Genomic DNA, 23,976 nt, shown 5'->3' on the forward strand with positions numbered 1-23,976 from the left:
CGCGCGGGCCCCCGCCCGGGCCTGGGGGCGGGGGGGGGGGCGGGGGGGGGCGGGGGGGGGGGGCGGCGTTGTAATTTTGACACCCGGGGGCGCCCCCGCCCCCCCCCCCCCCCACGACGATGGCCGGGTGCGCAAGCTCCCGCTGCTCCTCGCCCTGGTGATCGCCGTCCTGCCCGCCGCCGGATGCGGTGGCGCCCCCGTACGGCCGGTGCCGTCCGCGGCGCCCGCACCGCCCGCGCCGACGCCCTCGGAACCGGGCCGCCCGTCGCCGCCGCCGGTGCGGGCGGGGGAGTCGTGGCGGATCACCACCCGCGGGGCCGACCACGAGATCGAGGGCTACGCCGACCACGTGAGTGTGCTGCCCGGCGAGCGCTTCGCCCTGCACGTCTCCACCACCGCCCCGCGCTTCACCGCCGCCGCCTTCAGGATGGGCGCGCATCCGGCCAAGGTGTGGGAGTCCCCGCAGGTCAAGGGCGTCCGCCAGCCCCCGGCCAGGACCGTGCGCGGCATGGTGACCGCCGCCCACTGGAAGCCCTCGCTCACCGTGGACACCGCGGGCTGGACGGAGGGCGCGTACCTGATCAGGCTCGACGCCTCGACCGGCGCCCAGCGGTACGTGCCGGTCACCGTCCGCTCGGCCTCCACCCGGGGCCGCGTGGTGCTGGTGAACGCGGTCACCACCTGGCAGGCGTACAACCTGTGGGGCGGACGCAGCCTCTACCAGGGCCCCGGCGGCTTCGCCGACCGCTCGCGCGAGGTCACCTTCGACCGCCCGTACGACGGCGGCGGCGCCCGCCTGTTCCTCGACTTCGAGCAGTCGGCGCTGGACGTGGCCGAGCGCAGCGACGTGCCCCTGGCCTACCTCACGAGCCTCGACCTCGGCCCCGGCGTCCTGGACGGCGCCAGGGCCGTGGTCTCGCTCGGCCACGACGAGTACTGGTCGCCCGCCATGCGCACGGCCGTCACGCGGGCCAGGGACGGCGGGACGAACCTCGCCTTCCTCGGCGCGAACGCCGTCTACTGGCGCATCGCGATCAAGGGCAGGACGGTCGCCTGCGACAAGGAACGGCTGTGCCCGCTGTGGCGGGACTCCCGCCCGGAGAGCGCCCTGGTGGGCCAGATGTACGACTGCTTCCCCGCCCAGGGCGCCTACACGGTCAGCAGGCCCGGCCACTGGATCTTCGCCGGCACCCGGGGACGGCGCTTCCCCGGCATGGTCGGCCCGGAGAGCGACAAGGTCTCGCGTGGCTCGCCGAAGGGCGTCGAGGTGCTGGCGGACTCGTCCTTCTCGTGCGGGGGACGGGCGACGACGTCGCAGAGCACGTACTACACGGCGCCGAGCGGGGCCGGGGTGTTCGCGTCGGGCACGATGCGCTGGGTGTGCGCGATGCGCGGGAAGCGGTGCGGTCACGGCGTCCCCGAGGCCGCGGCCGCCTTCACCCGCCGCGCGACGACGAACGTGCTGACTCGCTTCGCGGCGGGCCCCGCCGGCGAACGCGCCGCCGCGCTTCCGCACCACCCCGCCCAGGCGCCTCAGGAGCACGGGCGGCCGACGGGGAACGCCGCCCCCAAGGCCCGCCGGCACGCCCCGGAAGGCTAGGGGCGGCGCTCGCGCAGGATCGCCTCCAGCCGCTTCCTGATCTCCTGCTCGGCCGCCTCCCTGCGCACGCCGAGGTCGGCGAGGGCCCGCACCACCGGGCCCTCCTCCAGGGCGAGCACGCCGAGCAGCAGGTGCTCGGTGCCGACGTAGTTGTGCCCGAGCCGCAGGGCCTCGCGCAGGGTCAGCTCCAGCGCCTTGGCGCTCTGCGCGGCGAACGGCAGGGTGACGGGCGACTGCCCGCCGCCCGGCCCCATGGCCGCCGTGACGGCCTCCCTGACCGCCTCGGGGGAGGCCCCGAGCGTGGCCATGGTCGAGGCGGCCAGCGCCTGCGGCACGTGCAGCAGCCCGAGCACCAGGTGCCCGACCTCGATGTGGTCGTGCCCCGACAGCCGCGCCTCCTCCTGCGACTTGACCACCGCGACCCGCGCCTTGTCGGTGTAGCGGGCGTAGTTGCGCAGGTCGTCGGCGAGCGAGCCGCTCTCCTTGACCACGAACCGCTTCTGCGCGGCCTGTTTGGTGACGCCCATGCTGCGGCCGATGTCGGTCCAGGAGGCGCCGGAGTGGCGGGCGTGGTCCACGAAGTGGCCGATCAGGTGGTCGGCCACCTCTCCGAGGTGCTCGCCCAGCGTGACGGCGTCGGAGAGCTGGCCGAGGGGGTCGCCGTCGGGGTGACGGCTCTTGATGGCGGCGATGAGGTCGTCGAGACGTACGGTTTCGTCCATGCGTCAACCATAGGTTGACGGTCCGGCATCGTCAACCCTGGGTTGACGGTGGTGCCTCCTCCCCGGAAATGATCCGCGCCTGGCGTTTGGTCTAGACCACTGAGCGCCCCGGCAGGCACAATGCGAGCTGTCACCGAGCAATGGTTCGTGAACCCCATCGGGAGGAACCCGCCATGCGTATAGGAGTGCTCACCGGAGGCGGAGACTGTCCAGGTCTCAACGCCGTCATCAGGGCCGTGGTGCGTAAGGGGGTGAGCACGTACGGCCATGAGTTCGTGGGGTTCCGCGACGGCTGGCGCGGGCCCCTGGAAGGCGACACGATGCCGCTCGACATCCAGGCCGTACGAGGCATCCTGCCGCGGGGCGGCACCATTCTCGGATCATCCCGCACCAACCCGATCAAGATCGAGGGCGGCGTCGACCGCATCAAGGAGAACCTCGCCGCCACCGGCGTCGACGCCCTGATCGCCATCGGCGGCGAGGACACGCTCGGCGTGGCCAAGCAGCTCTACGACCGCGGCGTGAACGTCGTGGGCGTGCCCAAGACCATCGACAACGACCTGTCCGGCACCGACTACACCTTCGGCTTCGACACCGCGGTCAACATCGCGATGGAGGCCATCGACCGGCTGCACACCACCGCCGAGTCCCACCACCGCGCGCTGATCTGCGAGGTCATGGGCCGCCACGCGGGCTGGATCGCGCTGCACGCGGGCATGGCGGGCGGCGCCAACGTGATCCTCATCCCCGAGAAGCCCTTCGACATCGACCGGGTCTGCGAGTACGTCGAGTCCCGCTTCCGCACCCGCTACTCGCCGATCATCGTCGTGGCCGAGGGCGCCCACCCGATCGAGGGCCAGATGGAGCTGCAGACGGGCACCCTCGACGCGTTCGGGCACGTCCGGCTCGGCGGCGTCGGCGAGGTGCTGGCCAAGGAGATCGAGAAGCGCACCGGCAAGGAGGCCCGTACGACCGTGCTCGGGCACATCCAGCGCGGCGGCACCCCGACGGCCTACGACCGGGTGCTGGCCACCAGGTTCGGCCTCCAGGCGATCGACGCCGCGCACGAGGGCGACTACGGCACGATGGTCGCGCTGCGCGGCACCGACATCGTCCGGGTCGGGCTCGACGAGGCGACGGCCGAGCTGAAGACCGTCCCGCCGTCCCGGTACTCCGAGGCCGAGGTGTTCTTCGGCTGAGGTGTTCTCCGGCAGGGTGAAAGTGGCTTGCAAGCGCCGGGCCGTACCTTCTGGACAGCGGGGTTACCGCTTACAACCCCCCTCGGGGTACGGCTTGGGGCGCAGCGAGTCGGCGGCCCACTTCGCGCCGCAAGCCGTACCCAGGAGATAGCTCGACCGCGGGGCGCGCCGGGGGGATCCACCTCCGGCGCGCCCTCGCCGCGTGCACGGGGAGGCGGTCTATCGGCGGGGCGTGCGCATCATCTGCTGCTGCTGCGGGCGGGGAGCGGCCGGGGGGGCGGGGTGGGCCAGGCGCTGCTGCTGGGCGGTACGCCGGCGCAGCTCCAGGCGGGCGACCATCTCGGCGTCCTCGTGCAGTTCCTCCTCCGAGGGCGCGAGGATCACCATGAGCAGCATGGTCAGCGTGATCAGGCTGATCACGGTCATGAGGGGGACGAGGAAGTCCAGGGCGTCGGCGCCGGTGACCATGCCGGGCTCGGCGTCGACGGAGACCCGCATGGCGTACATGCCGGTGTAGTGCATGCCCGAGACGGCCACGCCCATGACCATCGCCGCCCCGGTGATCCAGATCGGCTTCTTGACCCGCAGGGTGAACCAGAGCGCGGCGGTCGCGGCCACGACGGCGACGACCACGGACGCGGCCACGATCGTGCGGTCGTAGGAGACGTGGGCGCTCATGTTCATGGCGTACATGCCGAGGTAGTGCATGCTGGCCACGCCGAGCCCGGTGAGCAGGCCGCCGCCGAGCAGCGCCAGGGCCCGGCCGCGGCCGTAGGAGACCAGGAACAGGCCGGTGCCGACCACCACGACGGCCACGGCGGCCGAGACGACGGTGAGCGGCACGTCGTACTTGATCTGCGTGCCCTCCACCGCGAAGCCCATCATCGCGACGAAGTGCATGACCCAGATCCCGGTGCCGCCTATGGAGATCGCCGCGCCGATCAGCCAGCGCATCCGCGACGCGCCGCGGCTGGCGTGGGCCTGGGCGGTCAGCCGCAGTCCGAGCATCGAACCCAGGCACGACATCAGGTACGCGAGCAGCGGAGTGAGCGGTCCGTGGGTGAAATGATTAACAGCGGTCATATATCGACGTTCCTTGTGATTAGGGGTTCACGGATTGTGCCATCCGTCCTGTCCCTTTCGCATGGATAACACGACTATCTGTCAACCGCCCTGTCGGAAACATGAAAGAGTCTCATGAGTATCGAGGGGCCCTTCTGGCGGGCGATCGCGGTCTTCCGTGCCGCCTCGCTGCTGTACGCCGCCGTGCTGATGGCCCAGTACCGCGGGTACGAGGAGCCGGTCATCGGCTGGCTGGTGATCGCCGTGATGGCGTTGTGGACGGCCGGGGCCACGTACGCGTACTCGGTCGAGGGGCTGCGCGGGTGGCCGCTGCTGGCCGTCGACCTGCTGGTGGGCCTGGCCTGCCTGCTGGCCTCGCCGTACGTCGAGGGCGCCCGTCAGGGCGCGGCGGGCACCATGCCCGTGCCCGCCACCTGGATCGCCGGGCCCGTCCTGGCCTGGGCCGTGTACGGCGGCCGGCGCGCGGGCGCGGTGGCGGCGGCCGTCGTCGCCGCCGCGGACCTGTGGCTGCGCGTGCGCGCCCCGGACGCGCCCGTGATGATCAACGGCGCCGTCCTGCTGTTCCTGTCAGGAGTCGTGGTCGGACACGTGGCCAGGCTGGCCAAGGAGGCCGAGGAACGCATGCAGCGCGCGGCCGAGATGGAGGCCGCCCAGCGCGAACGCGACCGGCTGGCCCGCGACCTGCACGACTCCGTCCTCCAGGTGCTGGCGCTGGTCCAGCGGCGCGGCCGGCAGATCGGCGGCGAGGCGGCCGAGCTGGGCCGCCTGGCCGGCGAGCAGGAGGCCGCGCTGCGCGAGCTCATCGCCTCCCGCCCGGCCCCGACCGGCTCCACGGACCTGCGCTCCCTGCTCATGCGGCACGGCTCGCCGCTGGTGACGGTCTCCACCCCGGCCACGCCGCTCGTCCTGCCCACTCCGGCGGCCGAGGGAGTGGCGGCCGCGGTCCGGGCCGCCCTGGACAACGTGCGGGAGCACTGCGGCGCGGGCGCGCGGGCCTGGGTGTTCGCCGAGTCCTGCGACGACGTGGTCATGGTGACCGTCCGGGACGAAGGGCCGGGCATCCCCCGGGGCCGCCTGGAGCAGGCCGTCGCCGAGGGCCGCCTGGGCGTCGCGCAGTCCATCCGGGGGCGCGTCGCCGACCTGGGCGGGACGGTCGCCGTCACCTCCGCGCCGTCCGGGACCGAGATCGAGATCAGCCTTCCCGCCAGGCGGGCGCGGAAAGGCGGGGACGGGCCCCGTTAGAGTGGCGTCATGGTGCGGGTCATGGTGGTGGACGACCATCCCATGTGGCGCGACGGCGTGGCCAGGGATCTGTCCGAGGCGGGCTACGACGTCGTGGCGGTGGTGGGGGAGGGGCGGCAGGCGATCCGGGCGGCTGCGGCCGTACGTCCCCAGGTCGTGGTGCTGGATCTGCACCTGCCCGACATGTCGGGGGCCGAGGTGGCCGCCGGGCTGGCCGGGGCCGACCCGGCGCCCAAGGTCCTGGTGCTGTCGGCCAGCGCCGAGCAGGACGACGTGCTGGCCGCGGTCAAGGCCGGCGCGTCCGGATATCTGGTGAAGTCGGCGAGCCGGGAGGAGTTCCTCGACGCCGTCCGCCGCACCGCCGACGGCGACGCCGTCTTCACACCGGGCCTGGCCGGTCTGGTCCTCGGCGAGTACCGGCGGCTGGCCGCGCGCCCGGCCGCCGCCGACGACGGGCCGAGGCTGACCGAGCGCGAGACGGAGGTGCTCAGGCTGGTCGCCAAGGGCCTGACCTACCGGCAGGTCGCCGACCGCCTGGTGCTCTCGCACCGCACGGTCCAGAACCACGTGCAGAACACGCTGAGCAAGCTCCAGTTGCACAACCGGGTGGAACTGGTCCGATATGCGATCGAGCAGGGCCTCGACGCGGACTAAACTCGATGGGTCGCGGCGTTGCCTTCCTACGGCCGCGCTTTCCCCGTCTTCCCCGGAGGTTCCACCATGACGATGTCCGCCCTGGGCGAGCCATGCGTTCTGCTCAAGCTGGGCGAGATCGTTCTGAAGGGCAAGAACCGTGAGCTGTTCGAGCGCCGACTGATCGACAACATCCGCTTCGCGCTCAAGGATCTCGGCCTCAAGACGGACGTGCGCAGGCGCCACGGCGTCGTCGCGATCTTCCTGCCCGAGGGTTCGGGCGTCGAGCAGGCCGACGCGGTGGCCCGGCGGGTCGCCGACGTGCCCGGCCTGGTGTGGATCCACCGCACCTGGCGGGTGGCCAAAGACCCCGACACCGTGCTCAAGGCCGCCCTTGAGCTGATCCGCGACCGCGAGGAGGTCGCCCGCGGGGCCCGCTTCGCCGTGCGCTCCCGCCGCCGCGACAAGCGCTTCCCGCTGCGCTCCAACGAGCTCGACCGGCTCGTCGGCGGCGCGATCAACGACGAGTACCACCTGCCCGTCGACCTGAAGAACCCCGAGCTGACCGTCTTCATCGAGGTCGACAGGGACGAGGTGTTCGTCTTCACCGACGGCATCCCCGGCCAGGGCGGCCTGCCGGTCGGCAGCAGCGGCCGGGCGCTGGTGCTCATGTCGGGCGGCATCGACTCGCCGGTGGCGGCCTACCGGATGATGAAGCGCGGCCTCCACGTCGACTTCCTGCACTTCTCCGGCATCCCGTTCACCACCTCCGAGTCGATCTACAAGGCGTACGCGCTGGTCAGGAAGCTCGACCGGTTCCAGGGCAGGTCGCGGCTGTGGGTGGTGCCGTTCGGCAAGGCGCAGCAGTCGATCCGCAACTCGGGCCAGGACCGCCTGGCCGTGATCGCCCAGCGGCGGCTCATGCTGAAGACGGCCGAGGAGGTCGCCCACCGCATCCGCGCCGGCGCCCTGATCACCGGCGACGCGCTCGGCCAGGTCTCCTCCCAGACGCTGGCCAACATCACCGCCCAGGACAACGCGGTCGACCTGCCGATCCTGCGCCCGCTCGTGGGCTGGGACAAGACCGAGATCATGGCCGAGGCCCGGCGCATCGGCACGCTGGAGATCTCGGAGCTGCCCGACGAGGACTGCTGCTCCCTGCTGGCTCCCAAGCGCGCCGAGACCCGGGCCAAGATCGAGGACCTCAAGCAGATCGAGAAGCGGCTCGACGCCGAGGAGCTGTGCGTGCAGCTCGCCGACTCGATCCAGGAGTACACGCTGTAGGTCAGGCCGCGTCGACCTTGAACGGGTCGTGCTCGGCCAGCAGCTTGTCCAGCCTGGCCTGGTCCACGCGGTTGGTGACCTCCGCCAGCTCCTGCCGGTCGCGGACGACCTTGCACAGGTTGACTGTGGAGGTGATCACGTACAGCAGGCCGAGCGCGAGGAAGGCCCGGATCCAGCCGGAGGCCGGCAGGTAGATCAGGGCGATCACCACGGACGACACGGAGACGGCGAACGACAACATCGCCTGGACGTAGAACGCGGCGGTCTGCGTGGGACGGATGGGCTTGCTCATGAGCTCATGGTGATCCCGCAGGCCAGGCCGCCGCATGAGGTGTCGTACTCAAGTTACTCCTGAGTACGACAAGGCCTGCCCCCAGCCCCGGACGCGGGGCTCGGGCGGGCCGATGGCAGGATGGCCCAAGACGCGAGATCGGTGAGGGGAGTGATCGTGGAGGAGTCGCGCCTGCCTCCAGGCCAGTACGTCCCGCGCGGCCGCCCCGTGATCCACTACGGCCGGGTGCCCTCGTTCAAGCCGGGCAGCTGGGACTTCCGCGTCTTCGGGGCCACGGCCTCCGGCGAGGAGCACTGCCTGACCTGGGCGGACTTCGAGCTGCTGCCCCGGGCCACACGCATCGCCGACTTCCACTGCGTCACCAAGTTCTCCCTCATGGCCAACGAGTGGCGGGGCGTCACCCCGGCCACGATCATGGAGCTGGCGCCGCCCGACCCCGGCGTGCGCCACGTCATGATCTGGGCCGAGTACGGCTACAGCGCCAACCTCCGCATGTCCGACTTCGCCGCCCCCGACACCCTGTTCGCCACCGAGCTGGACGAGAAGCCGCTCAGCCCCGACCGCGGCTACCCCGTACGCATCGTCGTCCCCCACCTGTACGCCTGGAAGAGCGTCAAATGGGTGCGGGCCATCGAATATCTCCTGGAGGACCGGCGGGGCTTCTGGGAGGAGCGCGGATACCACAATCTGGCCGACCCCTGGCACGAACAGCGTTACTCGTACCAGGAGGAACCCGGCGAGGGGCCCCCGTAGACTTCGCTCTGGGTTTCCACCCGAACACGACCGGTTATTGGCTACGGTTTGGCGCATGCAGACCACCGCATGCGTGGCGCTCTCCCTCCTGACCTTCGTCCTCGGCTACGCCTGTGCCAGGGCGCGCCGTCACGCCCAACCGGGCGGCGGCAAGGACGAGGCGACCTTCACCGCGTTGCACGTCGCTGGGCTGGCCGCGCCCGCCCTGCGTGCCGGGCTCGACCGCGACTCGGCGCGCAAGGCCGTACGCCATCTGCACACGCTGCTCGGCACCCGCGCCGTCGCGATCACCTCCACCGACGCCGCGCTGGCCTGGGACGGCCCGTGCACCGACGACGTGCTCACCTACGCCCGCACCACCCTGGCCGCCGGGCGGGCGCAGGTGTTCGCCGGGCGGCCGTACGGGGCCGTGGTGGTGCCGCTGACCGTCGACGGCACGGTCGTGGGCACGCTGGCGGCCTTCGACGAGGAGGTCAGCGCGACGCTCGTGCGTACCGTGACCGAGCTGGGCCGCTGGGTGTCGGGGCAACTTGAGCTGGCCGACCTCGACGCCTCGCGGCGGCGGGCGCTGGAGGCCGAGATGCGCGCGCTGCGCGCCCAGATCTCGCCGCACTTCGTCTACAACGCGCTGACCACGATCGCCTCGTTCGTCCGTACGAACCCCAAGCGCGCCCGCGAGCTGCTGCTCGACTTCGCCGACTTCTCCCGCTACGCCCTGCGCAGGGCCCACGACTTCACCACCCTGGCCGACGAGCTGACCTGCGTCGACCGGTACCTGCTGCTGGAACGCGCCCGCTTCGGCGACAAGCTGCGCTTCAGCATGCAGGTCGCGCCCGAGGTGCTGCCGGTGCCGGTGCCGTTCCTGTGCCTCCAGCCGCTGGTGGAGAACGCCATCAAGCACGGCATGCGCGGCCGGCGCGGCGGCGGCGAGGTGCGGGTCGTGGTCCGCGACGCCGGCCCCGAGGCCCACATCACCGTCGAGGACGACGGCACCGGCATGGACCCCGAGTGCGCCAGGCGCATGCTGGACGGCGAACCGTCCCGCGAGGGCGGCGGCATCGGCCTGGCCAACGTGGACCTGCGCATGCGCCAGATCTACGGCGACGGCTACGGCCTGGTCGTGGAGACCGCGCTCGGCGCGGGAACGAGGGTGCGGCTGCGCGTGCCGAAGACGCAATTCACCTCATTGTAATCTTTCCCTTACGCTGGGCTGGCGTGTCGCTGTGACCTTTGCTTTCATACGGGAGGGTGGAGGCCATGCTGAGGGTCCTGGCAGTCGACGACGAGGTGCCCGCTCTTGAGGAGCTCGCCTATCTGCTGCGCCAGGACACCAGAATCGAACACGTCGCGACCGCGGCCGACGGCGTCACCGCGCTGCAGGACATGGTGCAGATGATCGGCGGCGGCGAGCGGCTCGACGGGATCTTCCTCGACGTCCGGATGCCGGGTCTCGACGGGCTCGACCTCGCCCGGCTGGTCGGCGGCTTTCCCAGCCCGCCGAAGCTGGTGTTCGTCACGGCGCACGAGGAGTGCGCGGTGCAGGCGTTCGAGCTGGAGGCCGTCGACTACCTGCTCAAGCCGGTCCGGGCCGAGCGCCTGGCGGAGGCGGTCAGACGGCTGGAGGCGGCCTCCGCGCCGCTCGCCGAGCCGAGCCAGGACGACGTCATCCCGGTCGAGCTGGGCGGGCGCACCAGGTTCGTGCCGCAGCAGGCCGTCTGGTTCGCCGAGGCCAAGGGCGACTACGTGCGGCTGCACACCGAAGACGGCAGCTACCTCGTCCGCATGTCGCTGGCCGCGCTCGAACGCCGCTGGTCGGAGGCGGGCTTCATCCGCGTCCACCGCAGCACCCTGGTCTCGGCCCGGCACGTCAGCGAGCTGCGCTTCGAGGGCGGCCGGGTCACCCTCACCGTCGGCACCGAGACGCTTCAGGTCAGCCGGCGCCACAGCCGCCAGGTGCGCGAACAGCTCGTCCGCCAGCACCGCGGCGTCTTCTCCTGACCGTCCGCCGCCCGCCGCGCCCGCCCGGGTTCCGCCATGGGCCGGGGCGGACGGGCGGGCGTGAAGCTGGGCGTGCCGGCGGGCTGCCCGTCGCCGGTCGCCGGGCGGGTCGCGGCGCCGCGATGGTAAAAGATTTCCCAGGTCACGTCGGGTCGGGCACCGTGCCGAGCGGGTCCGGCCGGGTCCGCCGGGCCCTGTGGAGGGCCACGGAACCTACCGCTCGTCGCCGCCGGGTGACCGTTCGCCGTCCGGACACCCTCCGTATGGCGATGACTACAGACCGTTCAGCGAGCTGACCGTAAACAGGGTTTCTCCCACAAGATCGCGACCGTAGTGTTTCGGCATCGGAAGCCACCCGGCGCATCGGGGGGGACGGGCCGCAAGGCCCAAGCAAGGGCCTGATGCGCCGGCTTCACCGGTGACCCACCAGGTCACCACGGCTGTCGGGCCCTTGACCGGGGGTAGGGCCCGCCTGCCGATCACGTGAAGGGGCGCCTGCGGAGGCCACGGACCCCGGCCCCGCGATCCGGCCTTCGGGGGCGGCCGGATCGTGAGAGCAGGCGCCCCTATCACGATTCAAGGCCAGGTTGGGTCTTTATCCCCGTCAGGGGGAAATGCCGGATCAGCCCTCGTCGCGGAGCTTCTTCAGCAGCTCGATGTCCTCGCGGTGCTTGTCGGCCTTGCCGGGCGTCTCGATGCAGATCGGCACGCCCGCCACCGCCGGGTGCCGCATGATCTCGGCGAACGGCTCCGCGCCGATGTGGCCCGCGCCGATGTTCTCGTGACGGTCCTTCTTGGCCCCGCACACGTCTTTGGAGTCGTTGGCGTGGATGAGCTTGAGCCGGCCGGGCGCGAGGGCGTGCAGCGCGTCGAACGTCTCCCGCACCCCGCCCTCGGCGGCCAGGTCGTGCCCGGCGGCGAAGGCGTGGCAGGTGTCGAGGCAGACGCCGGCCCGCGGGTGCCAGTCGAGCGCGGCGAGATAGGGCTCCAGGTCCTGGACGGTCGCGCAGAGCATCGCGCCCTGGCCCGCCATGGGCTCCAGCAGCAGGTCGGGGCCACCCTCGGGGATCTCGTCGAGCAGCGGCAGCAGCGTCTCGCGCACCTGCCGCAGCGCGTCGTCGCGTGACTGGGTGACGGCCGAGCCGGTGTGGACCACGACGCCCTTGGCGCCGGTCTCGACCCCGCGCCGCAGCCCGTGGCGGACGACCGCGATGGAGTTGGTCAGCGTCTCGGGGTTGGGCGAGCCGAAGTTCACCAGGTACGGCACGTGGATGAACGCGGTGACGCCGGACTCGGCCAGCTTGGCGTCCTCGGCCGGCCTGCCGTCGTTGAGCGCCCAGCCGCGCGGGTTGGTGACGAACACCTGGATCATCTCGGCGCCGATCTCGGCCATGTACTTCAGGCCGCCGGTCGCCAGGCCGCCGGTGACGGACACGTGCCCGCCGATCAGGGATGTCAAGGTCATGATGGCTCCCAGTGTAGGCGCAGCTCAGAGGCGCCCCGGCCGGGGCCGGGTTGGAGCATGACACGAAAAGTCCTGGCCATCCCGTTGCGTACTTGGGAGTTCTCACGGATGGACCGGGCAGCAGGCCCCTGTGTGTACTGCAGACATGCCCAACTCCTTGGCCGGGTTCAACCGGCGGCCGCGGGAGGAGGCGGAGGCCGAGCTGCTGGCCTGCTGCGCCTCCCGCGCCTTCGCCGCGGCGGTGGCCGCCCGCAGGCCCTACGCCGGCCGCGAACGGCTCGCCGAGGCCGCCGAGACGGCGGTGCGCGAGCTGAAGTGGCCCGACGTGCTGGAGGCGCTGGAGGCCCACCCGCGGATCGGGGAACGCCCGTCCGGGGAGGGCCGGGAGTCGCGCTGGTCGGGCGAGGAGCAGGCGGGCGCGCACGAGGACACGTCCGGGCGGGACGCGGAGCTGCTGGCCGCGGGCAACCGCGCGTACGAGGAGCGTTTCGGGCACGTCTACCTGGTGTGCGCCACCGGCCTGAGCGGGGCCGAGCTGCTGGCCCGGCTGCGCGCGCGGCTGGGCAACGACGAGGAGACCGAGCGCGGCGTCGTCCTCGACGAGCTGGTGAAGATCACCCGGCTCCGGCTGGGGAAGCTCATGGAAGGGGAGTGCGGATGAGCTTCTCGACGCACGTCCTGGACGCGGTGTCGGGCCGGCCGGCCGCCGGGGTCGGCGTACGGCTGGAACGCGAGGGCCGCGTGCTCGCCCGTGGCAGCACCGACGACGACGGCCGGATCACGGGCTGGGCCACCGAGCAAGGCGTGCACCGGGTCGTCTTCGACACCGGCGCCTACCTGGCCGACACGTTCTACCCCGAGGTCGTCGTCGCCTTCACCGTCACCGACCCCGGAGCGCACCACCACGTGCCGCTGCTGCTCAGCCCGTACGCCTACTCCACCTACCGAGGGAGCTAGATGACCGTCAAGCTCGGCCCCAATCGCTACGGCAAGGCGGAGACCAGGCTCGTCCGCGTGGTCAGGGACGGAGGCGTCCACCACGTCAAGGACATCAACGTCAGCTCCTCGCTGTCGGGCGACATGGAAGAGGCGCACAGGAACGGCGGCAACGCCGCCGTCCTGCCCACCGACACGCAGAAGAACACCGCCTACGCCTTCGCCAGGAAGCACGGCGTCGGCGAGATCGAGGACTTCGCCCTCTTACTGGCCCGCCATTTCGTCGGCGCGCACGCCTCCATCCACCACGCGCGGGTGGAGATCGAGGAGTACGCCTGGAACCGCATCCCCGGCCGGTCGCAGCACTCCTTCGTGCGCGACGGCGGCGAGGTGCGCACGTGCGTCGTCCACCACGACAGGGACGGACGCACCACCGTCGTGTCCGGCCTGACGGACCTGGTCGTGATGAACTCGACCGGCTCGGAGTTCCACGGCTACCTCGTGGACGAGTACACCACCCTCCAGCCGACCACCGACCGCGTCCTGGCCACCGCGGTGACCGCGCGATGGCGGCACGCCGGGACGGGGGAGCGCCCGCCGTACGCGCGGGTGCGCGAATGCCTGCTGGACGCGTTCGCGCAGACGCACAGCCTGTCGTTGCAGCAGACCCTGTACGCGATGGGCGAGCGGGTGCTGACCGCCTGCCCGCAGGTCTGCGAGGTCAGGCTCACGCTGCCGAACAAGCACCACTTCCTGGTCGACCTGTCGCCGTTCGGCCTGGACAACGAGAACGAGGTCTTCTACGCCGCCGATCGCCCCTACGGGCTGATCGAGGGCAGCGTCCTGCGTGAGGACGCGCCCGACGCGGAATTCGCCTGGGAGTGAGGACGATGGACTTCTTGCGGCCCACCACGTGGGCTGAGGCGCTGGCCGCCAAGGCGGACCGGCCCGGTGCGCTGCCCGTCCAGGGTGGCACGGACGTGATGGTGGAGATCAACTTCGACGTGCGCAGGCCGGAGGCGCTGCTCGACCTGAACCAGGTGGCCGAGTTGCGCGAATGGGGCATGGGCGACGGGGTCTGCCGGATCGGGGCGGGGGTGACGTACGCGACGGTCGTCAACGAGCTGGGCGGCGTGCTGCCGGGGCTCGCGCAGGCCGCGCGCACGGTCGGCTCGCCGCAGATCCGCAACCGCGGCACGGTCGCCGGGAACCTCGGCGCGGCCTCGCCCGCGGGCGACAGCCACCCGCCGCTGCTGGCGGCGGGCGCGGTCGTCGAGGTCGAGTCGCGCGACCGGGGCACCCGCCTGATCCCCGCGCACGAGTTCTACCTCGGGGTCAAGCGCAACGCCCTGGAACCGGACGAGCTGATCAGGGCCGTGCGCGTCGAGCCCGCTCCGGGACCCCAGTACTTCTCCAAGGTCGGCACGCGCAACGCCATGGTGATCGCGGTGTGCTCGTTCGCGGTCGCGCTGCACCCCGGCGAGCGGCGGGTGGGCACCGGGATCGGCTCGGCCGCGCCCACGCCGCGCCGCGCCCTGGAGGCCGAGGACCTGCTGGCCGGGGAGCTGGACTGGGACGCGTCGCTCGACCCCGCGCTGCTGGCCCGCTTCGGGGAGCTGTGCGCGCGCGCCGCCGCGCCGATCGACGACGTGCGCGGCACGGCCGCCTACCGGGTGCACGCCGTCGGCGTGATGGCCCGGCGCACGCTCACCTGGGCCTGGAACGACCACCTCGCGAGGAGGGCCGCCTGATGCGCCTGAACGTCACCGTCAACGGCCGCGACCACAGCGTGGAAGACGTCTGGGAGGGGGAGAGCCTGCTGTACGTCCTGCGCGAGCGGATGGGGCTCCCCGGCTCCAAGAACGCCTGCGAGCAGGGCGAATGCGGCTCGTGCACGGTCTATCTCGACGGACTGCCGGTCTGCTCGTGCCTGGTCGCCGCCGGTCAGGCCGAGGGACGGCGGGTGCGTACGGTCGAGGGGCTGGCCGAGGGCGACCGGCTCGACCCGGTACAGGAGTCGTTCGTCGAGTGCGGGGCCGTGCAGTGCGGCTTCTGCACCCCCGGGCTCGTCGTGCAGGCCCACGACCTGATCGAACGCGTGCCCCGGCCCTCCGACGCCGAGATCCGCGAGGCCCTGGCGGGCAACCTGTGCCGCTGCACCGGCTACGAGAAGATCCTCGACGCCGTACGGCTGGCCGCGGCGCGGAAGGCGGCCCGATGACCCTGCTGATCGAGAACGTGCACGTCGCGCCCGTCGTCGGCCCCGAGATCCCCTCCGGCCACATCGTGGTCGAGGGCGACCGGATCGCCGCGCTCGGCCCCGGCCCCGCGCCCGCCACCCCCGGCGCCCGGCGCGTGGACGGCTCCGGCTGCCTGGCCACCCCCGGCCTGGTCAACACCCACCACCACCTCTACCAATGGGCCTCGCAGGGGCTGGCCCAGGACGCCACCCTGTTCGAGTGGCTGGTGGCGCTCTACGACGTGTGGGCCGCCATGGACGCCGAGGTCGTCAGGGGCGCGGCCACGGCCGGGCTCGGCTGGCTCGCGCTGGCCGGCTGCACCACCTCCAGCGACCACCACTACGTCTTCCCCAAGGGCAGGGGCGACCTGTTCGCGGCGGGCGTCGAGGCCGCGCGGGAGATCGGCGTGCGCTTCCATCCGGCGCGCGGCTCGATGGACCGGGGCCGGTCGCGCGGCGGGCTGCCGCCGGACGAGGTGGTCGAGGAGCTCGACGACGCGCTGGCCGCGACGGCTGAAGCGGTGGACGCCTACCACGACCCGTCGCCGTCCTCGATGCTGCGGGTCGCGGTCGCGCCGTGCTCGCCGTTCTCGGCCAGCGCGGAGCTGATGACCCGGTCGGCGGCCCTGGCCAGGGACAAGGGCGTACGGCTGCACACCCACCTGGCCGAGACCCTGGACGAGGACGAGCACTGCATGGAGCAGTTCGGCCTGCGCCCGGTGGACTACATGGACAAGCTCGGCTGGCTGGGCCCCGACGTGTGGCTCGCGCACGCCGTGCACCTCAGCGACGCCGACATCGTCAAGCTCGCCCGCACCGGCACGGGCGCGGCCCACTGCCCCTCCTCCAACGGCCGCCTGGGCGCCGGGATCGCCCGCGTGTCGGAGATGCTGCGCCAGGGCGCGAACGTCGGGCTCGGCGTGGACGGCAGTGCCTCCTCCGAGCTGACCTCACCGGCCGGGGAGATGCGGCAGGCGCTGCTGTTCCAGCGGGCCAGGTACGGCCCCGGCGCCCTGTCGGCCCGCCAGGCGCTGGAGCTGGCCACCCTCGGCGGGGCGCGCAACCTGGGCCGCGAGGCCGAGCTCGGCTCGCTGGAGCCCGGCAAGCTGGCCGACGTCGTCCTGTGGCGGACCGGCGGGCCCTTCACCGCCGCCGTGGCAGACCCGGTGTGCGCGCTGGTGTTCGGGCCTCCGCCGCCGGTGGCCCGCGTCCTGGTCGGCGGCCGGACCGTGGTCGAGGACGGCGAGCTGCGGACGACGTCCCACGACGCGGCCGGCCGGGCGGGCGCCGACGCCCACCGCAGGCTGATGCGGCTGGCGGCCGAGCGAGGGCTCTCGGCGGACAGGGAGATCCATCACTAAGGTGTGAATGTCCGGAACGTGGCATCCAGCACTGAAAGGCGGTCCCGTGTCGGCAGAACTCCCCGTCGAGCGGCTGGCGCAGCTCAAGAGCACCTTCGCCGAGATCGACACCGACGGCGACGGCTTCGTCAGCGAGGCCGAGCTGAAGCGGCACTTCCCCGACCTGCCCGCCGAGGCCCTCGGGGCGCTGAGCCAGGAGGCCGACTCCGACCAGGACGGGCGTTACTCGCTGGAGGAGTTCATCCGCGTGGTCGCGTGACGGCCCCGGGCGGGCGGCCTACTCCGACAGCGCGCGTTCCAGGGGCGTGCGGAAGCGGGGCGTGATCCGTACGCCGCCGAGCCAGGAGGCCAGACCGGCGATCTCGGCCTCCACGGCGGCCACGGCGTCGGAGCCCACGTCGGTGAGCGCCCGCCACACGATCTCGCCGCCGGGGCGCTGCCCCCAGCCGCCGACGACCCGGCCGTCCCACCACACGGTCGGGCCGACGTTGCCGCTGCGGTCGAACAACTCGGCCCGGTGCTCCTTCGGCAGGTACCAGTCGCGGCCCTGCCAGCCCATCGGCGTCGGGTCGAGGGCGGGCAGCAGCGCCGCCCACGGCCCGGGGTCGGGCGTCTCGTCCAGGTCGCCGGGCAGGACGTACCCCGGGCCCTCGTCCAGCTCGACCTCCACCGCGCCGACGGCGGCCAGCGCGGCGCGCACCTCGCGCAGCGTCCAGCCGGTCCACCACTTGACGTCGGCCTCCGTGCCGGGGCCGAACGCGGCCAGCCAGCGGCCTACCAGCTCCGCCTGGGCCTGCGGGACGGCCAGGGCGTCCATGGGCGGGGCGACGGCCCACAGGTGCTGCGTGCTCGTCCACGAGCCGGACGGGCGGCCCTGCCGGACGAGCCGGCCCTCCATGCCCATCAGCGTGATCAGCCGCTGCCCGACGCTGTGCATGGCCTCGTACGGCTTGCCCGCGGCCACCCGGAACTGCTCGCGCAGCCGCGGCTCCAGCACGCCCAGCCGGTTCGCCGTCGCCGTGCCCTCCGCCGCCAGGACGCGCAGCACCGACGACTCCACCTCCGAAAGCCACGGCTCGTCCCAGCCGCCGGCCGCGGTGAGCTCCTTGACCAGCGCCTTGCGCACCCTCGTGGCGACCGCGAGCGTGGAGGAGTGGTGCACGACGGGCACCAGCGCGGCCGGGACCACGAACACCGTGCGCCGCATCCCGTGCATGCGCACCAGCGTGCGGTCCTCGTACAGGGCCCGCTCGACCGGCTCGGGGCCGGGGGCGGTGAGCCGCGCGCCCGCCGACAGGAACACGGTCGCCGGGTCGGTCGCGTGCAGCGCCACCACGGACGCCGTCGCCTGCTCCGGGCTCGCCGCCTTGGCCGCCAGGCTGTGGCGCGCGCCCAGACGACGCCGCCGCTCCCGCTCAGAAATGCGCATGAAACGCCTCCTTACGGGATGTGAGCCTAGTTGGAGGCTCAGCCACCTCAGAACCGGCCAGGACCGCTCAGATTCGTGCTCGCGGCCCATGGGCGGGGACGCCGGCGCCTGTTTCACCGAGGCTGTTCGCTGAGGGCAGCCACCCTGGGCCGCCCCCGGCCAGGGGCCTGATGTGATGATGAGTCACGCCTTCCTGCCCGCTCGCACCGGGCAGGAAGGCGTGTCCGGCCATTGTTCAGCATCTTGTGGGAGTTCGTAGTGGTAAAGCTGGTTCTGGTGGCACCCGACAAGTTCAAGGGCTCCCTCACCGCCGCCGAGGTCGCGGCGCGGGTGTCGGCGGGGCTCGGGGTGCCGACGGTCGAGCTGCCGGTCGCCGACGGCGGCGACGGCACCGTCGAGGCGGCCGTGGCCTGCGGGTTCGACCGTGTCACCGTGGAGGTCACCGGTCCCACCGGCGAACGCGTGACCGCGGCCTACGCCTGGCGGGCCGCGGGCGGCACGCCGACGGCGGTGGTCGAGCTGGCCGAGGCGTCCGGGCTGCGGCGGCTGCCCGCCGGGCTCGCCCCCTTGACCGCCACCTCCTACGGCACCGGAGAACTGATCGCCGACGCCCTGCGCAGGGGCGCGCGGCGGGTCGTCCTCGGGCTGGGCGGCAGCGCCTGCACCGACGGCGGAGCGGGCATGGTCCGGGCGCTCGGCGCGCGCCTGCTCGACGACGACGGCGCCGAGCTGCCCGACGGCGGCGCCGCGCTGCGCGGGCTGGCCCGCATCGACCTGTCCGGCTTCGCCGGCGTCTCCGGCGTGGAGTTCGTGGTGGCGAGCGACGTGGACAACCCGCTGCTCGGCCCGCACGGAGCCGCCGCCGTCTACGGGCCGCAGAAGGGCGCCACCCCCGACGACGTCAAGGTGCTGGAGGCCGGCCTGTCCCGGCTGGCCGCCGTCGCCACGCAGACCCACGGCCTGGCCGGCGCGGTCGAGCACGACGACACCCCGCGCGCCATGGGCGTGGCCGGAGCCCCGGGTGCGGGCGCGGCGGGCGGCGTCGGCTTCGCGGCGCTGGCCTTCCTCCACGCCGAGCTGCGGCCCGGCATCGAATACCTGCTCGACCTGCTCGGCTTCGGCGCGCTCGTCCGCGACGCGCGGCTGGTGATCATCGGTGAGGGGTCGCTCGACGAGCAGTCCCTGCGCGGCAAGGCGCCGATCGGCGTGGCCCAGGCCGCGGCCAGGGCGGGCGTGCCGGTCGTCGCGGTCTGCGGGCGGCGCACCCTCGGCGACGCCGAGCTCAAGGACGCGGGCATCGAGGCCGCGTACGCCCTGACCGACCTGGAGCCCGACCCGGCGCGCTGCATGGCCGAGGCCGGGCCGCTCCTCGAACGCCTGGCCGCCCGCGTGGCGGCCGATCACCTGGCCGATCACCTGGCCGATCATCGGGCCGAGCACCTGGAGGGCAGATGACCGTCCACGACCTCGTCGTCCGCTCCCGGCGGGCCGTCACGCCCGAGGGGGAGCGGGCGGTGGCCGTGGCCGTGCGGGGCGAGCGCATCGAGGCCCTGTACGACTACGCCGAGCCCCTCGACGCCGCCGAGGACATCGACCTGCGCGACCTGCCCCTGCTCCCCGGCCTGGTGGACACGCACGTGCACGTCAACGAGCCGGGCCGGACGCACTGGGAGGGGTTCGCCTCGGCGACCAGGGCGGCCGCCGCCGGCGGGGTGACCACGATCGTGGACATGCCGCTCAACTCCCTGCCGCCCACCGTCAGCGTGGAGGCGCTGGAGGCCAAGCTGCGGGCCGCCCGCGGGCAGTGCCACGTCGACGTGGCGTTCTGGGGCGGCGCGGTCCCGGGCAACCTCAAGGAGCTCAGGCCGCTGCACGAGCGCGGCGTCCTGGGCTTCAAGTGCTTCATGTCCCCGTCGGGCGTCGAGGAGTTCCCGCCGCTCGCCACGGCGGAGCTGCGGGCGGTGCTGGCGGAGGTCGCCGGGTTCGGCGGGCTCGTCGTCGTGCACGCCGAGGACCCGGAGCTGCTGGCCGAGCCGGGCGGGCCGACGTACCGGGAGTTCCTGGAGTCGCGGCCGGGGGCCGCCGAGCGCAGCGCGGTGGCGAGGGTCGTCGCGCTGGCCGCCGAGACCGGCGCGCGGGTGCACGTCCTGCACGTCTCCAGCGCCGAATGCCTCGGCGTGCTGGAGGAGGCCCAGGCCGACGGCGTGGCGGTCACGGCCGAGACCTGCCCCCACTACCTGACGCTGGAGGCCGAGCAGGTGCCCGAGGGGCGGACGGCGTACAAGTGCTGCCCGCCCATCCGCTCGCGGGCCAACCGCGAGCTGCTGTGGGACGGCCTGGCCAGAGGCGTGCTGAGCTGTGTCGTCTCCGACCACTCGCCCTCGCCCGCCGACCTGAAGGTGCCCGACTTCGCCGCCGCCTGGGGTGGTGTCGCCTCCCTCCAGCTCGGCCTGTCCGCGGTCTGGACGGAGGCCGCCCGGCGCGGGCACCCGCTCGCCGACGTCGTCCGCTGGATGTCGGCCGCGCCCGCCGAGACGGCCCGGATCCCCGGCAAGGGCGCGATCCGCCCCGGCAACGACGCCGACCTGGTCGCCTTCGACCCCGACGCCGACAACCCGGTGGACGCCGCCCGCCTGCACCACCGCAACCCCGTCACCCCCTACCACGGCCGGGTGCTCAAGGGCGCCGTCCTGACCACCTGGCTGCGCGGCCGTCCCGTGGACGGAGAGCCGCACGGCCGCCTCATCTTGGGAGAGCAGTAGATGTCCGCCTTCACCAGCCTGCCCGACCTGGCCCTGCGCACCCTCGGCGGCTCGGTCGTGGCGGCCAGCGACGAGTCGTTCGCCGAGAAGGAGAGCCTGATCAGGCCGGGCCGCCCCGGCTTCCGCGCCGAGACGTTCGGCAACAAGGGCCAGGTGTACGACGGCTGGGAGACCCGCCGCCGCCGCACCCCGGGCCACGACTGGGCCCTGGTGCGGCTGGGCCTGCCCGGGGCGATCCGCGGCGTGGTGATCGACACGGCCTGGTTCAAGGGCAACTACCCGCCGTACGCCTCGGTCGAGGCCGCCGCCGTGCCCGGCCACCCCTCACCTGACGAGCTGGCCGCCGCCGACTGGACGGAGATCGTCCCGAGGACCGGGCTCAAGGGCGACACCGAGCACCACGTCGAGGTCACCGGCGACGACACCCGGTACACCCACGTACGCCTGAACATGTACCCCGACGGCGGCATCGCCCGACTGCGCGTGCACGGCGAGGTACGCCCCGACCTGTCCGTCCACGACGGCCTGAGCCTCGACCTGGCCGCCCTCCAGAACGGCGGCCTGGTCACCGCCTGCTCCGACGAGTTCTACTCCGCGCCCGACAACGTCATCGCCCCCGGCCTGGCCCGGCATCAGGCCGAGGGCTGGGAGACCGCGCGCCGCCGGGAGCCGGGCAACGACTGGCTGCTCATCCGCCTGGCCGGGCCGGGCCTGGTGCGCCTGGCCGAGATCGACACCACGAACCTGATCTTCAACGCCCCCGGCCACGTCGCGCTCACCGGGCTGTCCGGCGGGCGCGAGATCGGGCTGCTGCCGAAGACCCGGCTCCAGCCCGACACACCCCACCGCTTCCGCCTCGACCACCGCGAACCGGTCACCCACGTACGGGTCGACATCTATCCGGACGGCGGGCTGGCCAGGGTACGCCTGCACGGGCACCTGGCCTGACCTCGGCGGCTACTGCCAGAGGTAGACGGTCGCGCCGGGCGGCCGCTCGCTGTTCGGTAACGGCCGCTGGTACTGGACGACGCCGCCGTTGGCCAGCCGGTTGACCCGGACGTGGAAGCCCAGCGACTCCAGCTCCGACTTGGCGTCCTTGACGTTCTTGCCGATGACCGCGGGGACCAGGCGGAAGTCCTGGTCGTCGCGGGCCTCGTTGTCGCCCTTGAACCAGTCCCAGAAGTCGGTCTGGCAGCGCGACACCGTGATCATCGCCGGCGTGCCCTTGTCCACCTCGGACCTGGACTTCGGCGCCTGGGCGATGACCGTGCAGGGCTCGGCGTCGTCGTCGACCTCGTTGACCTGCACCTGGAAGCCCTGGCCGCCCAGGTAGGCGGCGGCCTCGTCCTTCGGCATGCCGGTCACGTCGGGCATCACCATGCCGGCGCTCACGAAGATGCCGACCTTCGCGCCCTCCTTGACCTTCTCGCCGGCCTCGGGGGAGCTGCGGATCACCTTGTTCCGCTCGACCTCGGCGCTGGGCAGGCGCTTGACGCTGCCCACGGTGAGCCCGGCCTCGGCGATCTTGACGCGGGCCTCGTCGCTGGTCAGGCCCTTGACGCTGGGGACGATCACCCGCTTGGGGCCGAGCGAGGGCACCAGCGTGATCGTGCCGCCGCTCTCCAGCTCGGTCTTGCCCTCGGGGTCGGTACGCAGCACCAGCCCCTCGGCGGTGTCCTCGTCGTACTCGCCCTGGACCTTGCGGATCTTGAAGCCCTTGTTCGTGGCGGTCCGCTCGGCGACCACCACGTTCTGGCCGACCAGGTCGGGCACCTGCACCATCTTGGTCTGGGAGAAGTACCAGCCGGTCAGCGCCACCGCGACCACCATGACCGCGGCGAGCACGACCAGGAACCAGTTGGGCCGGAACGAGCGCCTGGACGGCGGCGGCGCCACCGGCGGCGCCACCTGGGCGCGCGGCTGGATCAGCGTGTGGGCGGGCGCGGCCAGCGGCATCGAGGGTGCGCCCGCGCCGCTCGGCCGCGGCGGGATCGACTGGTTGAACACGGCCGTCATGGCGGGCGGGGTGCTCAGCCGGGGCAGCATCCGGTGGGCCTCGACCGCCTGGACGAGCATCGCCGTGGCGTCGGCCGGGCGGTCGTGCGGCTCGCGGGCCGTGGCGTGCGCCACCAGGGCGTCGATCAGCGGCGGCACCTCGGGCACCAGCGACGAAGGCGGCGGGACCGTGTCATGGACGTGCCGGTAGGCCACCGACATCGGCGTCTCGCCGTCGTAGGGCTGCTGCCCGGTCACCAGCTCGAACAGCATGATGCCCGCGGCGTAGACGTCGCTGCGCACGTCGGCGCCGCCGGTGGTGACCTGCTCGGGCGACATGTAGCCGATCGTGCCGATCATCACGCCGGTACGGGTCTGGTTGGTCGCCTCGATGGCCCTGGCCAGCCCGAAGTCGACGACCTTGACCCGGCCGTCGTCGGTCATCAGCACGTTCTCGGGCTTCACGTCGCGGTGGACCATCCCGGCCTGGTGGGCCGCGCCCAGGGCGGCGAGCACCGGGATCATGATCTCCAGCGCCTCGCGGGCGGGCAGCCTGCCGCGCTCGCGCAGGATGTCGCGCAGCGTCCGGCCCGGCACGTACTCCATCGACAGGTAGACGACGTCGGTGTCGGTGCCCTGGTCGAAGACGTGCACCACGTTGGGGTGGGACAGGCTGGCGACCGACTTGGCCTCGCCGATGAACCTGCGGACGAAGGCCGGGTCCTCGGCGAGCGAGCTGTGCATGACCTTCAGCGCGACAGTGCGGTCCAGCCGGACGTCGAGCGCCAGGTAGACGGTCGCCATACCGCCCCGGGCGATTCGGCTCTCGATGCGGTAGCGCCCATCGAGAAGCCGCCCGACCAGGGGGTCCGCAGTCGTCTTATCCACCACCCCCCAGAGTTTACGGGCGTTTTGGCACCGGCAGGGCCCGCGCGCCCGAAACCGATGCGGAGACGTTCTCAGGAGAGCGGCCCCGACCGGGG

At 72.8% G+C, this 23,976-nt stretch carries 24 protein-coding genes; 18 read left to right on the forward strand and 6 right to left on the reverse strand.

The features are described from left to right. Window positions 1–127 precede the first annotated feature (127 nt). Window positions 128–1,600: a N,N-dimethylformamidase beta subunit family domain-containing protein gene (locus ACIHAD_RS10470; protein WP_397354094.1), complete on the forward strand. Its 1,473-nt coding sequence runs from the start codon at window positions 128–130 to the stop codon at window positions 1,598–1,600. Here the strand turns inward: ACIHAD_RS10470 and ACIHAD_RS10475 are convergent. Next, window positions 1,597–2,322: a Clp protease N-terminal domain-containing protein gene (locus tag ACIHAD_RS10475; RefSeq protein WP_397354095.1), complete on the reverse strand. Its 726-nt coding sequence runs from the start codon at window positions 2,320–2,322 to the stop codon at window positions 1,597–1,599. The genes ACIHAD_RS10470 and ACIHAD_RS10475 overlap by 4 nt on opposite strands. Before the next feature lie 173 nt (window positions 2,323–2,495). On the opposite strand from ACIHAD_RS10475, the gene ACIHAD_RS10480 reads away from it, so the two are divergent. Then, window positions 2,496–3,521: a 6-phosphofructokinase gene (locus tag ACIHAD_RS10480; protein WP_397354096.1), complete on the forward strand. Its 1,026-nt coding sequence runs from the start codon at window positions 2,496–2,498 to the stop codon at window positions 3,519–3,521. Between the two features lie 219 nt (window positions 3,522–3,740). Here ACIHAD_RS10480 and ACIHAD_RS10485 read toward each other — a convergent pair whose 3' ends face one another. Beyond that, window positions 3,741–4,604 carry an MHYT domain-containing protein gene (locus ACIHAD_RS10485; protein ID WP_397354097.1) on the reverse strand — a complete coding sequence of 288 codons (864 nt, stop codon included), beginning with the start codon at window positions 4,602–4,604 and terminating at the stop codon, window positions 3,741–3,743. A 114-nt stretch (window positions 4,605–4,718) separates the two neighbouring features. On the opposite strand from ACIHAD_RS10485, the gene macS reads away from it, so the two are divergent. The 3 genes from macS (at window position 4,719) to thiI (ending at window position 7,763) form a co-directional block, all read left to right on the forward strand. Then, window positions 4,719–5,846: a MacS family sensor histidine kinase gene (gene macS / locus ACIHAD_RS10490; RefSeq protein ID WP_397354098.1), complete on the forward strand. Its 1,128-nt coding sequence runs from the start codon at window positions 4,719–4,721 to the stop codon at window positions 5,844–5,846. 9 nt (window positions 5,847–5,855) lie between these two features. Further along, entirely contained in the window at window positions 5,856–6,500 is a 645-nt protein-coding gene (locus tag ACIHAD_RS10495; RefSeq protein ID WP_397354099.1) for a response regulator, read from the forward strand. Window positions 6,501–6,566: 66 nt separating this feature from the next. Next, entirely contained in the window at window positions 6,567–7,763 is a 1,197-nt protein-coding gene (gene thiI / locus ACIHAD_RS10500) for a tRNA uracil 4-sulfurtransferase ThiI (RefSeq protein WP_397354100.1), read from the forward strand. Between the two features lies 1 nt (window position 7,764). Here the strand turns inward: thiI and ACIHAD_RS10505 are convergent, their stop codons facing one another. Next, window positions 7,765–8,055 (reverse strand): YiaA/YiaB family inner membrane protein, encoded by a 291-nt coding sequence (locus ACIHAD_RS10505; protein ID WP_397354101.1) that lies wholly within the window; start codon window positions 8,053–8,055, stop codon window positions 7,765–7,767. Between the two features lie 156 nt (window positions 8,056–8,211). Here ACIHAD_RS10505 and ACIHAD_RS10510 point away from each other — a divergent pair, with 156 nt between their 5' ends. The 3 genes from ACIHAD_RS10510 to ACIHAD_RS10520 all read left to right on the forward strand — a co-directional run bounded on the left by ACIHAD_RS10510 (window position 8,212) and on the right by ACIHAD_RS10520 (window position 10,806). Beyond that, complete coding sequence (locus tag ACIHAD_RS10510) at window positions 8,212–8,808, forward strand: molybdopterin-dependent oxidoreductase (protein ID WP_397354102.1); 597 nt, start codon at window positions 8,212–8,214, stop codon at window positions 8,806–8,808. A 55-nt stretch (window positions 8,809–8,863) separates the two neighbouring features. Then, complete coding sequence (locus tag ACIHAD_RS10515; RefSeq protein ID WP_397354103.1) at window positions 8,864–10,000, forward strand: sensor histidine kinase; 1,137 nt, start codon at window positions 8,864–8,866, stop codon at window positions 9,998–10,000. 65 nt (window positions 10,001–10,065) lie between these two features. Continuing rightward, window positions 10,066–10,806, forward strand: coding sequence for a LytR/AlgR family response regulator transcription factor (locus ACIHAD_RS10520; protein WP_397354104.1), 741 nt, complete (start codon window positions 10,066–10,068; stop codon window positions 10,804–10,806). 622 nt (window positions 10,807–11,428) lie between these two features. Here the strand turns inward: ACIHAD_RS10520 and ACIHAD_RS10525 are convergent. Then, window positions 11,429–12,271 (reverse strand): deoxyribonuclease IV, encoded by an 843-nt coding sequence (locus tag ACIHAD_RS10525; RefSeq protein WP_397354105.1) that lies wholly within the window; start codon window positions 12,269–12,271, stop codon window positions 11,429–11,431. Between the two features lie 145 nt (window positions 12,272–12,416). Between ACIHAD_RS10525 and uraD the strand changes: the two genes are divergently transcribed. From uraD to ACIHAD_RS10560, 7 genes are read left to right on the forward strand one after another with little or no spacing between them, the layout of a single operon-like run. Next, window positions 12,417–12,932, forward strand: a complete 516-nt coding sequence (gene uraD, locus ACIHAD_RS10530; RefSeq protein ID WP_397354106.1) for a 2-oxo-4-hydroxy-4-carboxy-5-ureidoimidazoline decarboxylase — start codon at window positions 12,417–12,419, stop codon at window positions 12,930–12,932. Next, a complete protein-coding gene (uraH, locus tag ACIHAD_RS10535) occupies window positions 12,929–13,228 on the forward strand; it encodes a hydroxyisourate hydrolase (protein ID WP_397354107.1) in 300 nt (99 codons plus the stop codon). The genes uraD and uraH overlap by 4 nt, the downstream gene beginning before the upstream one ends. Continuing rightward, a complete protein-coding gene (pucL, locus tag ACIHAD_RS10540; RefSeq protein WP_397354108.1) occupies window positions 13,229–14,092 on the forward strand; it encodes a factor-independent urate hydroxylase in 864 nt (287 codons plus the stop codon). 5 nt (window positions 14,093–14,097) lie between these two features. Further along, on the forward strand, window positions 14,098–14,958 hold the full coding sequence (locus ACIHAD_RS10545; protein WP_397354109.1) for an FAD binding domain-containing protein: 861 nt from the start codon (window positions 14,098–14,100) through the stop codon (window positions 14,956–14,958). Further along, complete coding sequence (locus ACIHAD_RS10550) at window positions 14,958–15,428, forward strand: (2Fe-2S)-binding protein (protein WP_397354110.1); 471 nt, start codon at window positions 14,958–14,960, stop codon at window positions 15,426–15,428. Before ACIHAD_RS10545 ends, ACIHAD_RS10550 begins: the two co-directional genes overlap by 1 nt. Next, window positions 15,425–16,807: an 8-oxoguanine deaminase gene (locus ACIHAD_RS10555; protein WP_397354111.1), complete on the forward strand. Its 1,383-nt coding sequence runs from the start codon at window positions 15,425–15,427 to the stop codon at window positions 16,805–16,807. The genes ACIHAD_RS10550 and ACIHAD_RS10555 overlap by 4 nt, the downstream gene beginning before the upstream one ends. A 46-nt stretch (window positions 16,808–16,853) precedes the next feature. Further along, window positions 16,854–17,066 (forward strand): EF-hand domain-containing protein, encoded by a 213-nt coding sequence (locus ACIHAD_RS10560; RefSeq protein ID WP_397354112.1) that lies wholly within the window; start codon window positions 16,854–16,856, stop codon window positions 17,064–17,066. 18 nt (window positions 17,067–17,084) lie between these two features. Here the strand turns inward: ACIHAD_RS10560 and ACIHAD_RS10565 are convergent, their stop codons facing one another. Then, the gene (locus ACIHAD_RS10565) at window positions 17,085–18,236 is read right to left on the reverse strand and encodes a winged helix DNA-binding domain-containing protein (RefSeq protein ID WP_397354113.1); all 1,152 of its coding nucleotides are present in this window, start codon (window positions 18,234–18,236) and stop codon (window positions 17,085–17,087) included. Between the two features lie 258 nt (window positions 18,237–18,494). Here ACIHAD_RS10565 and ACIHAD_RS10570 point away from each other — a divergent pair, with 258 nt between their 5' ends. The 3 genes from ACIHAD_RS10570 to alc are packed head-to-tail and all read left to right on the forward strand — an operon-like array spanning window position 18,495 to window position 21,946. Beyond that, the gene (locus ACIHAD_RS10570; RefSeq protein WP_397354114.1) at window positions 18,495–19,691 is read left to right on the forward strand and encodes a glycerate kinase; all 1,197 of its coding nucleotides are present in this window, start codon (window positions 18,495–18,497) and stop codon (window positions 19,689–19,691) included. After that, window positions 19,688–20,998 carry an allantoinase AllB gene (gene allB / locus ACIHAD_RS10575; protein ID WP_397354115.1) on the forward strand — a complete coding sequence of 437 codons (1,311 nt, stop codon included), beginning with the start codon at window positions 19,688–19,690 and terminating at the stop codon, window positions 20,996–20,998. Before ACIHAD_RS10570 ends, allB begins: the two co-directional genes overlap by 4 nt. Further along, window positions 20,999–21,946, forward strand: coding sequence for an allantoicase (alc, locus tag ACIHAD_RS10580; RefSeq protein WP_397354116.1), 948 nt, complete (start codon window positions 20,999–21,001; stop codon window positions 21,944–21,946). Window positions 21,947–21,955: 9 nt separating this feature from the next. Here alc and pknB read toward each other — a convergent pair whose 3' ends face one another. Continuing rightward, the gene (gene pknB / locus ACIHAD_RS10585) at window positions 21,956–23,881 is read right to left on the reverse strand and encodes a Stk1 family PASTA domain-containing Ser/Thr kinase (RefSeq protein ID WP_397354117.1); all 1,926 of its coding nucleotides are present in this window, start codon (window positions 23,879–23,881) and stop codon (window positions 21,956–21,958) included. Window positions 23,882–23,976: the final 95 nt, after the last annotated feature.

The organism is Nonomuraea sp. NPDC052265 (genome assembly GCF_044547985.1).
Classification (GTDB): domain Bacteria; phylum Actinomycetota; class Actinomycetes; order Streptosporangiales; family Streptosporangiaceae; genus Nonomuraea.